Below are 13,037 nucleotides of genomic sequence, written 5' to 3'. Positions count from 1 at the left end.
TCGGCGCGGGCCGCGGTACGTCCCGGCCGTGTCATGGCCCCATCCGGTAGGCGCCGGGCGGGGCCATGACGCAGAACTCGTCGACCCGAGGGGCGAGCACCCCCGAGTCGCCCCTCGACATCGACCTGCCCGGCACCGACGGCATCACGGCCGCCGCGGAACTGCCCGCCCGGCTCCCTTCGTGCAGCACGCTCATGCTCGCCGGCGTGGCCCGGACGGAACATGCACGCCGTGCGCTCTCGGCCCGGGCCTCCGGCATCATCCGCAAGGCCACCCCGGCCTCGGCTCGCCGAGGGCAGCCGGGGCGGACGGCACACAGGCGTGTGCCGCCCGCCCCTGCCCTCGTACCGCGGTTCAGTCCAGCGGCGGGGTGCCGTGGGTGTGGAACGACTCGATCGTCTGCAGGCCCCACGCCTGCCCCTTGGCGCGCTCGGCCTCGGTCCAGGTGACCAGCGGCCAGTCGGGGGCGAGTACCAGGCGGGTGAGCGGGTTGCAGAGCTCGATGCGGTTGCCGCCGGGCTCGTAGACGTACAGGAAGAACGTCTGCTGGATGGCGTGCTTGTGCGGGCCCGTCTCGATGAACACACCGCTGTCGACGGCGAGATCGGCCGCGCGCAGGATGTCCTCACGGGTGTCGGTGGCGAACGCGATGTGATGCAGGCGCCCGGTGGAGCCCGTCCAGTCCGAGGTGTAGACGACGTCGTACGACTTGTTGTTGAACGTCAGCCACTTCGCGCCGATCCTGCCCGTGTCGAGCTGGATCTGTTCGGTGGGCCGCGCGCCGAGGACCTGCTGGTGGAAGTCGGCGTTGGCGGCGACGTCGGCGGCGAGGAAGTTGATGTGGTCCAGGCGGCGCACCCCCACCCCCCGGTTGGGCTTGGCCTGCGGCTGGTTCTTCAGCGCGGGCCTGAGCTCCGGGGGTGCCTGGTAGTACTCGCTCTCCCAGTACAGGGCGATCTCGTGTCCGTCGGGGTCGGCGGTCAGATAGAGCTTGCCGATGCCCGGCTCGTCCTCCGCCCAGCGCCCCGCGTGTCCCGTGGCCTCGAGTTCGGCGACCCTGCGCCGCAAGGCCTCCTCGCTGGAGGTGCGCAGGGCTGTGCGACGCAGGCCGGGCTTCTCCGCGGCGGTGAGTACGAGGCTGTGGTGTTCGTAGTCGTCGAAGGTGCGCAGGTAGACGGAGTCGCCGTCCTGCCCGTTGACGGTCAGGCCGAGGTAGTCGGTGAAGAACCGGACGCTGCCGTCCAGGTCCGGGGTAAGCAGTTCGGCGTGGCCGACGTGCGCGATGTCACCGAGAGGGGGAGTCATCCGCGGCTCCTTGCGAGGAGAGTTCGGGGGTCGGAGCTTCCTGCTCGGACCGGGGGAAGACGGTGCCGTCGAAGATCTTCCGCGCGGTACGCACCACAGCGGTGCGCCTGACCACGGGGGTGCCGTCCGCACCGGTCCCGACACCTGTCTCGATGTCGAGGAATCCGGTGGGGTGCTCGATGCGCAGCCGGTCGCCGTCCGGGGGGAGCCGGGCGATGCCCTCCGCGACGCTCCCGGTGATGCGCAGCCCGGCCGCGACACCGGCGGCGCCGAGGACGCCGATGGAGGTGTGGCAGCGGTGCGGGATGAAGGTGCGGGTCGTCACCGCGCCGTCCTGGGCCGGCGGGGCCAGCAGACTGAGCTTCGGCACCGTCGTGTCGCGGACGTCGCCGAGGCCCATGAGGGGGCCCGCTTCGAGACGGATCCTCTCGATGCGGTCGCGCAGGGCGGTGTTGCCCTCCAGCTCCCGCGGGGTCTCGTAGCCCGTGACGTCCAGGGCTTCCGCAGGGATGAGCACGGTCGGCATTCCGTTGTCCACACAGGTCACCGGCGTATCGGCGATGACCTCACGGGCCCGTCCTGTGGGCAGCAGAGGGCCGGCGCCCTGCGCGAACTCGATCACCACCGGCGCGGCGGTCCCGGGCACCCCGGAGATCCGGGCCTGCCCGGTGTAGTCGACCCGCCCGCCGGGGGTGGGAAAGGTCGCCGTGGCCAGGTCGTCGGTGTTGACCATCCGGATACGTACGGAGGTCTGCCCGTCCCCGGCAGCCACCAGGCCCCGCTCCACGGCGAAGGGGCCGACCCCGGCGAGCAGGTTGCCGCAGTTCTGCCGGTCGGAGACTTCCGCGGTGTCCACGGCGACCTGGAGGAAGAGGTAGTCCACATCGACGTCCGGGTCGTCCGGTACGGAGACGACCGCGACCTTGCTCGTGAGCGGGTGCGCCCCGCCGAGGCCGTCGATCTGGAGCGGGTCGGGGCTGCCCATGATCCGCAGGAGCAGGTCGTCACGGGCGGCCGGGTCCCGGGGCAGGTCGTCCGCCAGGAAGTAGGCGCCCTTGGACGTACCGCCCCGCATCAGGAGGCAGCGGACCTCCACCGGTCCGCCGGTCACGCCCCGGTCTCCCGCGCATGGTCCTCGTACGAGGTGTACCGCACGCCCAGCTCGTCGAGCTTCTCTCGCAGTCCGTAGCGGTCAAGACCGAGTTGGCCGTCCAGGAAGGCCGCGCGCGCCTTGGCCTCCTTGGCCTCCCGCGCCTCGGATGCCTCGGCGGTCTCGCGGGCGCGCTCGCGGGGAACGACCACCACACCGTCGTCGTCGGCGACGATGATGTCGCCCGGACGGATCACCTGGCCTTGGATGACGACCGGGACGTTGACGGATCCGCCGGTCGCCTTGACGGTCCCCTGGGCGGACACGGCCTTCGCCCACGCGGCGAAGCCCATCTCCCGTAGCTCCTGGGTGTCACGGATTCCCGCGTTGATCACGAGCCCGCGCACCCCGCGCCTGCTGAGTGCGGTGGCGAACAGCTCTCCGAACAGGCCGTCGGTGGAGGGGGACGTGGTGGTGACGACGAGGACGTCCCCCTCGCAGCACTGCTCCACCGCAGCGTGGATCATGAGGTTGTCGCCGGGCCAGCTGAGCACCGTGACCGCGCTGCCCGCGATCCGTACGCCCTGCTGGACGGGGCGCAGTTCGGGGCCGATGAGACCTGTGCGGCCCATCGCCTCGCTCACGGTGGCGACGCCGTACGCCGCGAGCGCCTCGATGTCCCGCGCGTCCGCCTTCGGCGGGCCGGTGACGATGACGCCGCTCATGCCGGCCGCTCCGCGGTCCGCGCCGTCTCGATTGTCATGGCTGAACTCTCCTTGCTGGACAGGGCGTTGACCCACCAGCGCGGCGCGCCATGCGCGCAGTGCGTCGATCAGGCGCCGCGCGTCACCCGCGCAGTGCCTCGATCACGCTCGCCAGGTGGGAGCGGACGGCCGCCTCGGCCGCCTGCGGGTCCCTGGCCCTGATCGCCTCGATCATGGCCAGGTGTTCACTCAGGGACTGCTGCGGGCGTCCGGGCCTCAGAGCGAGCTGGAACCTGTGGCGCACCAGCTGGCCGTTCAGCCGCTCGAGGAGCGACACAGCCGTCTGCTGACCGGAGATCTCCCGCACCATGGCGTGGAGTTCGTGATTCAGGTCGGAGTAGAGCATGGGCTCGCCACCGGCCACGGCCTTGGTCATGGCGTCGCCGACTTCCGCGAGCCGGTCCAGCTGCTCGCTGTCGGCGGCGACGGCGGCCTTGGCCGCGCAGAGCCCTTCCAGCGCCATGCGGCACTCGGTGATGGCGACGGCTTCGTCGACGCTCACCACTCGCACCCGCGATCCGCGGTTACGGATCCGCTCGACCAGTCCCTCCGACTCCAGCTCGATCAGCGCCGCTCTGACGCTGGCCCGTGTCACACCGAACTGCTCGGCGAGTTCGTTCTCCACCAGCCGCTGGGCCGGTGCCATCTCACCGCGCAGAATCGCCTGCCGAAGGCGGGTCAGGGCCAGCTGCCTGGCCTGCTCCCCACTGGTCGGACCGGCTTGGTTCGGCATGGTTGCCCCCCTGAGTGAGTGCCTGTCGAACCTAAATCTAGGCCAACAGGATTGTCAACGATTCTGTTGGCCATATTGCCGAACGTGCGGGGTGGGCTCTGCGGGAGAACGCCCCCCAACGCGCGTGGGCCCGGTCCCCTCTCACTGTGAGAGGGGACCGGGCCCACGCGGATCGTGCCGAGCGGCACGGGGACGGCGGTGCGCACCACCGTCGGAGAGGGATCAGGCGGCAGTCGCCGCGGCGCCCTCGGCGACCTGGCGGAGCACCTCGGTCAGCGAGGTGACGACCTCGGCGTCGTCAGCCGGGTGGAGCTCGGCGAAGCGGGTCACGGAGCCGGGGATGGAGAGCTTGACGTCCGCCAGGACCGCTCCACCCGCGAGGCCGGCCGCCTTGCGGGCCTCGTCCTGGGCCCACACGCCGCCGAACTGGCCGAAGGCGGTGCCGACCACGGCGACCGGCTTGGCGGTCATGGCGCCGGCGCCGTACGGGCGGGAGAGCCAGTCGATGGCGTTCTTCAGGACGGCCGGCATGGTGCCGTTGTACTCGGGCGAGAAGAGCAGGAAGGCGTCGGCCTGGCCGGCCGCGTCACGCAGCTGGGCGGCGGCAGCGGGAACGCCGCCCTCGACGTCGATGTCCTCGTTGTAGAAGGGGACGTCGACGAGGCCCTCGTACAGCACGACCTCGGCACCCTCGGGCGCGTGCTTGACGGCCGCCTCGGCGAGCTGACGGTTGTGGGAGCCGGCGCGGAGGCTGCCGACGAGGGCGAGGATGCGTACAGACATGAGGGAAGCTCCCGGAAGACGGAGACTGCAGAGGTAAGCGGACCAAAGTCCGTTTAAAGTTGTACCACCTAAACGGACCGCGGTCCACTTTCCGTTTTCCGGGGCTACCCTGAAGCCATGACCGCTCCCCTCCCCCCGCCGCCCGGGCCGCCCCACCCGGGCGAGGCACGGACGAATCTCGCGCTCGCCGCCGCCGGCGGACCGGAGATCCTGCGGGCGGACGCGGCGCGCAACCGGGCGCTCCTGCTGGACGCCGCCTCACGCCTCCTGGCCCACTGCGGGGCGGCCAACCTCACCATGGAGTCGGTCGCTGCCGCCGCCGGAGTCGGGAAGGGCACGGTCTTCCGGCGCTTCAAGGACCGCACCGGCCTGCTCATCGCACTCCTCGACCACCGCGAGTCCCTGCTGCAGGCCGCCTTCCTCTCCGGGCCACCCCCCATGGGGCCGGACGCCCCCGCCGCCGAGCGGCTGCACGCCTTCGGCCCCGCTCTGATGCGCCACGAACGCGATCACCACGAACTGATCCTGGCCACCCGCACCGATCCCCTGCGCACCTACGAGGTCCCCGCACAGCGGCTGAGGCTCAGCCATGTGACCCTGCTGCTGCGCCAGGCCCGTGCGGCGGGGGAGCCGGAGCTGTTCGCGCACACGCTGCTCGGGTCGATCGACACACCCCTCGTCCACCATCTGACATGTGAACGCGGAATCAGCACCGACCAGTTGGAGCGGGGCTGGCACGACCTGCTCGACCGGTACGGGGTCACGCGCTGAGGGCGGCCCCGCCGGACCGCGGCCGCACCTGGATCAGGGCATGGGTGCCGCTGGTACGCCACGCCCGGCCCGACCGCTCCAGGCTCTCCAGGGTCAGCGGGTCCAGGCCCACCACGACATCCGACTTCAGCGTGCGCAGCGCGGCGACGGCCCCCGGGAAGTAGGCAGTCAGGTCGGCGAACGACGTGGTCGCCGACCACATCCTGTCGCCCACCAGACGCCGGTAGTTGAGGTCACCCTTCAGGATCGTCAGCGCGGCGGTGCCGAGCTCCGCCCGTAGGTCCCCGGGCATCCGCTCGTACGGGAACGGGGCGCAGAAGAACGGGTGGGTACGCACCTGGAGCCGGCCGGCGCCCATGGCCTCCCACACCCGGCCGCCGATCGCGCCCGCCTCACCGGGGGCGCCGCTCAGCCGGCGCAGGCAGTCGATGACATCGGCCGTCATGGCGTCGGAGACGTAGTACGGACCGGGCTTCACATGGAGCACCACCCGGTCGGCACGGCCGTGCTCGAGGAGGTGGTCGATGAGAACGAGGTCGGGGATCAGCTCGCGTCCGGTGTTGTCCGCGATGACGGCGACGGTGGCCGGGGACCCGGCGGGCAGGAGCGACCACAGCGCCGCGCTGTCGTCGGCCACCAGCCCGGGGTCGGCCTCGCCGGGGGTGGATTCGCCCGCCGGACCGCGGAAACCGAGATCGGCGCGGTTGCCCCAGAGCGAGGCCTGGAGAAGAGCTGCCGCCCGCTCGGCGGCGGGGGCATCGGCGAGATCGCCCAGGGAGCGGAGTTCCTCCTCGACCGTGGAGCCCCGGAGTTCCGCGCGCTTGAAGGAGGCAAAGGGGTCGATGCCCTGCCACGGGCCCTCGCCGAAGTAGCCGACGGCTTCCAGAAGCCGCCGGTAGAAGTAGCTCTCGGACCAGAGGAACGGGGCGTCGAACCACGGGCGTCCGAAGTACTCCCGTCCCCGTTCCAGCCAGAGCTCGCGGTCCGGGATCCCGGGACCGAGCGGTTCGACGACGCCGTGAAGGATCTCGTGCAGCAGGGCGTCCAGGGCGCGGTGCTGCCCGGGGCCGTACGGGAAGGCCTCACGCACCTGCTCGATCAGCGCCGGATGGCGCTCGGCCATGACGCCCCGCGCGAAGCTGCCGGGCTCCCGGCAGGTGATCACAGGGGGGAGGCCGAGGTCCTCCACGGCCCGGGAAGTCGCTCGCGTATCGCCCATGCGCCCCAGTCTGCCTGGTGAGGGAAGCCGCTCGCCCCCGCCCGCGCGTGTCCCGCGTCAACGGCCGTGGCCGTTCCGGCACATGACCGGCCCGGGGCCTGGCTACGATATGGAGCAGCTCAGATTATTTACCCCAGGAAAGGGAACCCGTACCCATGCCGGCCGAGACATTCGAGTTTCAGGTAGAAGCGCGCCAGCTCCTGCAGATGATGATCCATTCGATTTACTCGAACAAGGATGTATTCCTGCGTGAGCTCATTTCCAATTGTTCGGACGCGCTGGACAAGCTGCGACTGGAAACTCTCCGCGACGACACGCTCCAGGCGGACTCGTCCGACCTCCACATCGCCATCGAGGCCGACCCGGAGACGCGCACACTGACCGTGCGCGACAACGGAATCGGAATGTCGCACGACGAGGTCGTCCAGCTGATCGGAACGATCGCGAATTCCGGTACGGCGAAATTCCTCCAGGAACTGAAGGAAGCCAAGGACGCCACCGCTTCCGAGGAGCTCATCGGACAGTTCGGTGTCGGGTTCTATTCGAGCTTCATGGTGGCCGACGAGGTCACTCTGCTGACCCGGCGCGCGGGCGAGGACGCGGGCACGCGCTGGCAGTCCAGCGGCGAGGGCACCTACACCGTCGAGTCCGTCGACGACGCGCCGCAGGGCACCTCGGTCACGCTGCGGCTCAAGCCCGAGGACGCCGAGGACAAGCTCTTCGACTACACATCGCCCTGGAAGATCAGGGAAATCGTCAAGCGCTACTCGGACTTCATCACCTGGCCCATCCGTATGGCATCGGTGGCGGGCGAGGAGGGCGCCGAGCCCGAGGCCGAGACGGTCAACTCGATGAAGGCGCTGTGGGCACGGTCGAAGGACTCCGTGACCGATGAGGAGTACAGCGAGCTGTACAAGCACATCAGCCACGACTGGACCGACCCGCTCGAAACCATCCGCATGCAGGCGGAGGGAACCTTCGAATACCAGGCCCTGCTCTTCCTGCCTGCGCACGCACCACAGGACCTGTTCATGCAGGACCACAAGCGTGGAGTCCAGCTCTATGTGAAGCGCGTGTTCATCATGGATGACTGCGAAGCGCTCATGCCGACCTATCTCCGCTTCGTGAAGGGCGTGGTCGACGCACAGGACCTTTCGCTCAACGTGTCGCGCGAGATCCTTCAGCAGGACCGCCAGATCGAGATGATGCGGCGCCGCCTGGTCAAGAAGGTGCTCTCCACGCTGAAGGACATGAGGTCCGGCACACCCGAGAAGTACGAGACGTTCTGGAAGGAATTCGGCCGGGTCCTCAAGGAGGGGCTGTTCCAGGACTTCGAGAACCGCGACGCGATCCTGGAGATCTCCTCGTTCGCCTCGACCCACGACGAGGAGGGGCTGACCACCCTGCGCTCGTACGTGGAGCGGATGAAGGAGGGCCAGGAGCAGATCTACTACATGACGGGCGAGTCGCGTGCCGCCATGGAGAGCTCGCCGCACATGGAGGCCTTCCGCGCCAAGGGCTTCGAGGTCCTGCTGCTGACCGAGCCCGTCGACGAGGTCTGGGTCCAGTCGGTCCCCGAGTTCGACGGCAAGCCGCTCCAGTCCATCTCCAAGGGCGAGGTCGACCTGGACACCGCCGAGGAGAAGAAGGAGGTCGAGGCCGAGCGTGAGAAGCAGCAGCAGGACTACGCCGGTCTGCTGACCTGGATGACGGAGCAGCTCGGTGACACCGTGAAGGAGGTACGCCTCTCCTCGCGGCTCACCGTCTCACCGGCCTGCGTCGTCTCGGACACGCACGATGTCACCCCGGCGCTGGAGAACATGTACCGCGCCATGGGCCAGGAGGTGCCGCAGATCAAGCGCATCCTCGAACTCAACCCCTCGCACGCCCTGATCAGCGGGCTGAAGAAGGCGCATGCGGAGCAGAGCGACGAGGAGGGTGCCCGCGCCGAACTGGCCGAGACGGCCGAGCTGGTCCACGGGCTGGCGCTCCTCTCGGACGGCGCCGAGCTGAGTGACCCCTCGCGCTTCAGCAAGCTGATGGCGGACCGTCTGGAGCGCACGCTCTAGTCCACCCCGTCCTCCGCACGACTGCGGCCGCCAGGATGCCTGGCGGCCGCAGTCGTGCGCCGGGCCGGGCGGCCGGTGTGCGGCGCGGGGCAGTCGTGAAGACGGGGCGGCGGCGGGAGGCAGTCCACGTTCGAACAGATGGCGCTCCCCACAAGGTGACTCGGCGGAGTCACGAGAGGTGTTGGAGAGATCCGTAACTTCACTCTTTCGAGGGCCTGTTGAAGGTTTATCTACGCGCGGAGCATCGACTGCCGAACGATCCTTCGGGCATATCAGACGACTTCCTCCGAAGCCATTACCGCCGAGTACCGGGAGCTGCTACAAACGTGCTCGCCCCACGAACTCCCCACTCGTCCCCCACATTTCGAAGGGCTGGCAGCCATGTCAGTACGAACCTTCCGGGCGTCCGTCACCACCCTCGCGATCGCCGCCGTGGCCGCGCTCGGCCTCGCGCAACCGGCATCCGCCGCCGGCGACAACTACGTCGCTCTCGGCGACTCCTACTCCTCGGGAGTAGGTGCCGGGAGCTACACCTCGGAGAGCGGTGACTGCAAACGCAGCACCAACGCCTACCCCTACCTCTGGAAGAACGCGAACGCTCCGTCGTCGTTCGCGTTCGTCGCCTGCTCGGGTGCGACCACGGCCTCCGTGTCCAGCGGCCAGCTGGGCGCGGTGAGTTCGTCGACCACGCTCGTCAGCCTGACGGCCGGCGGCAACGACGTCGGGTTCGCGGACGTCATGCAGACGTGCGTCCTGCAGAGCGAGGCCAACTGCGTGACCCGGGTGAACACCGCGATCTCCCAGATGGAGAACTCGCTGCCCGGCCGGCTCGACTCCCTCTACGCGGGCATCCGCTCGCGGGCTCCGCAGGCTCATGTGGTGGTTCTGGGCTACCCGCGCTTCTACAAGCTGTCGGGCACCTGCGTCGCCGGGCTCACGGAGACCGAGCGCGGGGCCATCAACGACGCCTCGGACGTGCTGAACGGGGTGCTCGCCAAGCGGGCGGCCGACGCGGGGTTCACCTATTCGAGCGTGGTGGACGAATTCACCGGGCACGAGCTCTGCTCGGGTGACCCGTGGATCCACAGCGTGTCCATCCCCGTCACCAACTCGTACCACCCGAAGGCGGTCGGACAGTCGAACGGCTACCTCCCGGCCTTCGACTCCGCGGCGTAACGCGCGCAGAGGGTCCGCCCGGCGCGCAGTGGGCGGGCCCCGGGCGGTGCGCACCGACGATCGGCCGGGCAGCGGGCGAAGAGTTATCCACAGGCTGCCCGGCATGGTGGTCACATCGGGTTGGATGGGGTCATGAGCGACACACAGAACGACGCGTCCATGCCGGAGCGGGAGCAGGAGCCGCAGTGGGAGCAGCGCTTCCGCGCTGCTCGGGTGTCCCTGCCCGACTGGGCCGAGGACGCACCCGACCGGGCGCTCTTCGTCTCCAACGCCACCGGTACGTACGAGCTGTACGCCTGGGACAGGGCCACCGGGAAGCAGCGCCAGGTCACGGACCGGCCCAACGGGACGACCGACGGCGTGCTGACGCCGGACGGCCGGGCCGTCTGGTGGTTCGCCGACACCGACGGCGACGAGTTCGGCGTGTGGATGCGGCAGCCCTTCGGCGGCGGTGCGGACGAGGCGGCCACGCCCGGTCTCGATCCCTCCTACCCGGCCGGGCTGGCGATCGGCCGTGACGGCACGGCGGTGGTCGGGCGCTCGACGGACGAGGAGGGCACGACCGTCCACCTCGCGCGCGCCGGGGAGGAGCCGGTCGAGATCTACCGGCACCGGGAATCCGCTGGGGTCGGCGACCTCTCCCACGACGGGACGCTGATCGCCCTGGAACACACGGAGCACGGCGACGCGATGCACTCCGCGCTGCGGGTGGTCCGCCCCGACGGTTCGACGGTCGCGGAGCTGGACGACACCGAGGGCGGCACGAAGGAGCTCGGTCTGTCGGTGCTGGGCTTCGCGCCGGTGGCGGGTGACGCCCGGCTGCTGATCGGGCACCAGCGGCGCGGTCGGTGGGAGCCGATGATCTGGGATCCGGTGGCGGGCACACAGACGGACCTGCCGGTCGACCTGCCCGGTGACGCGGGCGCCGAGTGGTATCCGGACGGATCCGCGCTGCTGATCGAGCACAGCTTCGAGGCCCGCAGCGAGCTGTGGCGGTACGAACCGGGCGCGGCGGGGCCGGTGCGCGTCGAGACGCCCTCCGGCACGGTCTCGGGCGCCACGGCCCGCCCGGACGGCACGGTGGAGTATCTGTGGTCGTCGGCCGCGCAGCCGCCCGCCGTGCGGTCCACGACGGGCTCCGTCGTCCTCGACCCGCCGGGTGCGAAGGCTCCGGGCTCGGTGCCGGTGCGGGACGCCTGGGTGGACGGCCCCGGAGGGCGCATCCACGCCCTGGTGCAGACCCCGGCCACCGGTGACGGCCCGTTCCCCACGGTCTTCGAGATACACGGCGGGCCCACCTGGCACGACAGCGACGCCTTCGCGTCGGGCCCCGCAGCGTGGGTGGACCACGGCTTCGCCGTCGTGCGGGTCAACTACCGCGGGTCGACGGGGTACGGCCGCGCCTGGACGGACGCGCTCAAGCACCGGATCGGGCTGATCGAGCTGGAGGATGTCGAGGCCGTCCGGCAGTGGGCGGTGAAGTCGGGGCTGGCGGACCCGGAGCGGCTGGTGCTGGCGGGCGGCTCGTGGGGTGGCTACCTGACCCTGCTGGGGCTCGGCACCCAGCCGGACGCCTGGGCCCTCGGACTCGCCGCGGTCCCGGTCGCCGACTACGTCACCGCCTATCACGACGAGATGGAAGCGCTGAAGGCGATGGACCGCACCCTGCTGGGCGGGACCCCGGAAGAGGTGCCCGAGCGCTTCGAGGCCTCGTCCCCGCTGACCTACGTGGACGCCGTGCGCGCCCCGGTCTACATCTCGGCCGGCGTCAACGATCCGCGCTGCCCGATCCGCCAGGTGGAGAACTACGTGGACCGCCTCGCGGCCCGTGGCGCGGTCCACGAGGTGTACCGCTACGACGCGGGGCACGGCTCGCTCGTCGTGGAGGAGCGGATCAAGCAGGTGCGGCTGGAGCTGGACTTCGTCCTGCGCCACCTCGGACGGGACGGGCTCCGGGAGGCGGACGGCCGGGCCGCGGAGGACCGGCAGGGAGAGACGCCGTCGGCATGAGATCCGGATAAATGGTGCCCCCGCTCCGGGGACCCGGAGCGGGGAACCGTACCTTGGAGGGGTGTACCGGTTCCTGCTGACCCCGCGGTGGTGGGGGATCAACCTCTTCGTCGTGCTGGCCATCCCGTTCTGCGTGTTCATGGGCACGTGGCAGCTCGGACGTTTCGAGGACCGTGTGGAGACGCACGAGGAGGCCGAGGAGCGCCCCGACCCGGGCACCCGCTCTCCGGCACCGCTCGACGAGCTGCTCCCCGTCAGCACGGAGACGTCCGGCCGCCCCGCCGTGGCGAAGGGGACGTACGCCGATCAGTTCCTGGTCCCCGGGCGCAAGCTGGAGGACCGTGACGGCTTCTACGTGCTGGATCTGCTGCGCACCGGCAGCGGCAAGGCCCTGCCCGTCGTGCGGGGCTGGCTGGCGGGCAGCCCGGGCAGTACAGAGGTTCCCGCGGCGCCGGCCGGCGAGGTCACCGTGACCGGAGATCTGCAGGCCTCGGAGGACAGCGGCACCACGGGCGTCGACCTCAGCGGCGGACTCCCCGAGGGCCAGCTCGGCATGATCAGCGCGGCGTCCCTGGTGAACCTCGTCCCGTACGACGTCTACGACGCCTGGGTGACCCTGCCGGATGCGGGTGGCGCGGGCGGTGATGGCCTGGAGCCCGTCCCCGCGGCGGCGGCACAGGGCAGCGGGCTCGATCTGAAGGCCTTCCAGAACCTCGGCTACACCGGCGAGTGGTTCGTCTTCGGCGGCTTTGTGCTCTTCATGTGGTTCCGGCTGGTGCGCCGCGAGGCGGAGGCCGCACGCGACATCGAGCTGGGCCTCGCGGCCGACGCCGACTGACGGAGCCTCGCCACGAGGCGCCGCCTGACGAACGCCCGCCAGGCGGCCCCGCCGCGAGAAGGACGACAACGACGTGCACGGACGTCGGTACGGGCAGGGGCCCGCCGGAACCCTGGAGTTCCTGGCGGGCCCCTGTGCCCGTGTCGGTGCCGGTGTCCGTGTCGGTGCCGGTGCCGGTATCCGGCTAGTGACCTGGTTCGGAGATGCGTGAGCAGTAGCGGCAGATCCGGTCGAGGATCTGGTCGGCGGTCTTGGTCCACTTGAAGGGCCGGGCCTCGT

The 13,037-nt window shown here is 70.4% G+C and carries 12 protein-coding genes; 5 read left to right on the top strand and 7 right to left on the bottom strand.

What is annotated here, in order from left to right:
- Positions 1-31: 31 nt before the first annotated feature.
- From ACIREO_RS33600 to ACIREO_RS33575, 6 genes are all read right to left on the bottom strand, one after another.
- On the bottom strand, positions 32-196 hold the full coding sequence (locus ACIREO_RS33600; protein WP_404117184.1) for a hypothetical protein: 165 nt from the start codon (positions 194-196) through the stop codon (positions 32-34).
- Between the two features lie 158 nt (positions 197-354).
- Entirely contained in the window at positions 355-1,305 is a 951-nt protein-coding gene (locus tag ACIREO_RS33595) for a catechol 2,3-dioxygenase (protein WP_404117181.1), read from the bottom strand.
- Positions 1,286-2,416: a 4-oxalomesaconate tautomerase gene (locus ACIREO_RS33590; protein ID WP_404117179.1), complete on the bottom strand. Its 1,131-nt coding sequence runs from the start codon at positions 2,414-2,416 to the stop codon at positions 1,286-1,288. The genes ACIREO_RS33595 and ACIREO_RS33590 overlap by 20 nt, the downstream gene beginning before the upstream one ends.
- The gene (locus ACIREO_RS33585) at positions 2,413-3,120 is read right to left on the bottom strand and encodes a 4-carboxy-4-hydroxy-2-oxoadipate aldolase/oxaloacetate decarboxylase (RefSeq protein ID WP_404117177.1); all 708 of its coding nucleotides are present in this window, start codon (positions 3,118-3,120) and stop codon (positions 2,413-2,415) included. The genes ACIREO_RS33590 and ACIREO_RS33585 overlap by 4 nt, the downstream gene beginning before the upstream one ends.
- A 121-nt stretch (positions 3,121-3,241) precedes the next feature.
- Positions 3,242-3,892: a GntR family transcriptional regulator gene (locus ACIREO_RS33580; protein ID WP_404117174.1), complete on the bottom strand. Its 651-nt coding sequence runs from the start codon at positions 3,890-3,892 to the stop codon at positions 3,242-3,244.
- Between the two features lie 222 nt (positions 3,893-4,114).
- Positions 4,115-4,675 (bottom strand): NAD(P)H-dependent oxidoreductase, encoded by a 561-nt coding sequence (locus tag ACIREO_RS33575; protein ID WP_404117171.1) that lies wholly within the window; start codon positions 4,673-4,675, stop codon positions 4,115-4,117.
- Between the two features lie 117 nt (positions 4,676-4,792).
- Between ACIREO_RS33575 and ACIREO_RS33570 the strand changes: the two genes are divergently transcribed.
- Positions 4,793-5,446 carry a TetR/AcrR family transcriptional regulator gene (locus ACIREO_RS33570; protein WP_404117168.1) on the top strand — a complete coding sequence of 218 codons (654 nt, stop codon included), beginning with the start codon at positions 4,793-4,795 and terminating at the stop codon, positions 5,444-5,446.
- Here ACIREO_RS33570 and ACIREO_RS33565 read toward each other — a convergent pair.
- Positions 5,436-6,665, bottom strand: coding sequence for a damage-control phosphatase ARMT1 family protein (locus ACIREO_RS33565; RefSeq protein ID WP_404117166.1), 1,230 nt, complete (start codon positions 6,663-6,665; stop codon positions 5,436-5,438). The genes ACIREO_RS33570 and ACIREO_RS33565 overlap by 11 nt on opposite strands.
- Positions 6,666-6,820: 155 nt before the next feature.
- Here ACIREO_RS33565 and htpG point away from each other — a divergent pair, with 155 nt between their 5' ends.
- The 4 genes from htpG to ACIREO_RS33545 all read left to right on the top strand — a co-directional run bounded on the left by htpG (position 6,821) and on the right by ACIREO_RS33545 (position 12,758).
- Positions 6,821-8,734: a molecular chaperone HtpG gene (gene htpG / locus ACIREO_RS33560; protein WP_404117164.1), complete on the top strand. Its 1,914-nt coding sequence runs from the start codon at positions 6,821-6,823 to the stop codon at positions 8,732-8,734.
- Between the two features lie 381 nt (positions 8,735-9,115).
- Positions 9,116-9,910 carry an SGNH/GDSL hydrolase family protein gene (locus ACIREO_RS33555; RefSeq protein WP_404117161.1) on the top strand — a complete coding sequence of 265 codons (795 nt, stop codon included), beginning with the start codon at positions 9,116-9,118 and terminating at the stop codon, positions 9,908-9,910.
- Positions 9,911-10,042: 132 nt separating this feature from the next.
- Positions 10,043-11,920 carry a S9 family peptidase gene (locus tag ACIREO_RS33550; protein WP_404117158.1) on the top strand — a complete coding sequence of 626 codons (1,878 nt, stop codon included), beginning with the start codon at positions 10,043-10,045 and terminating at the stop codon, positions 11,918-11,920.
- A gap of 61 nt (positions 11,921-11,981) precedes the next feature.
- The gene (locus tag ACIREO_RS33545; protein WP_404117155.1) at positions 11,982-12,758 is read left to right on the top strand and encodes an SURF1 family protein; all 777 of its coding nucleotides are present in this window, start codon (positions 11,982-11,984) and stop codon (positions 12,756-12,758) included.
- The last annotated feature ends 279 nt before the right edge of the window (positions 12,759-13,037 follow it).

Source organism: Streptomyces sp. NPDC102441 (assembly GCF_044765585.1).
Classification (GTDB): Bacteria; Actinomycetota; Actinomycetes; order Streptomycetales; family Streptomycetaceae; genus Streptomyces.
Note: the sequence above shows the minus strand (reverse complement) of the source record. Positions and strands in the feature narration are given on the sequence as shown.

What these genes read in the sequence shown, in the direction of transcription:
- ACIREO_RS33600 (WP_404117184.1), bottom strand. Translation starts at nt 196, where the DNA reads ATGAGCGTGCTGCACGAAGGGAGCCGGGCGGGCAGTTCCGCGGCGGCC.
- ACIREO_RS33595 (WP_404117181.1), bottom strand. Translation starts at nt 1,305, where the DNA reads ATGACTCCCCCTCTCGGTGACATCGCGCACGTCGGCCACGCCGAACTG.
- ACIREO_RS33585 (WP_404117177.1), bottom strand. Translation starts at nt 3,120, where the DNA reads ATGAGCGGCGTCATCGTCACCGGCCCGCCGAAGGCGGACGCGCGGGAC.
- ACIREO_RS33580 (WP_404117174.1), bottom strand. Translation starts at nt 3,892, where the DNA reads ATGCCGAACCAAGCCGGTCCGACCAGTGGGGAGCAGGCCAGGCAGCTG.
- ACIREO_RS33575 (WP_404117171.1), bottom strand. Translation starts at nt 4,675, where the DNA reads ATGTCTGTACGCATCCTCGCCCTCGTCGGCAGCCTCCGCGCCGGCTCC.
- ACIREO_RS33570 (WP_404117168.1), top strand. Translation starts at nt 4,793, where the DNA reads ATGACCGCTCCCCTCCCCCCGCCGCCCGGGCCGCCCCACCCGGGCGAG.
- ACIREO_RS33565 (WP_404117166.1), bottom strand. Translation starts at nt 6,665, where the DNA reads ATGGGCGATACGCGAGCGACTTCCCGGGCCGTGGAGGACCTCGGCCTC.
- htpG (WP_404117164.1), top strand. Translation starts at nt 6,821, where the DNA reads ATGCCGGCCGAGACATTCGAGTTTCAGGTAGAAGCGCGCCAGCTCCTG.
- ACIREO_RS33555 (WP_404117161.1), top strand. Translation starts at nt 9,116, where the DNA reads ATGTCAGTACGAACCTTCCGGGCGTCCGTCACCACCCTCGCGATCGCC.
- ACIREO_RS33550 (WP_404117158.1), top strand. Translation starts at nt 10,043, where the DNA reads ATGAGCGACACACAGAACGACGCGTCCATGCCGGAGCGGGAGCAGGAG.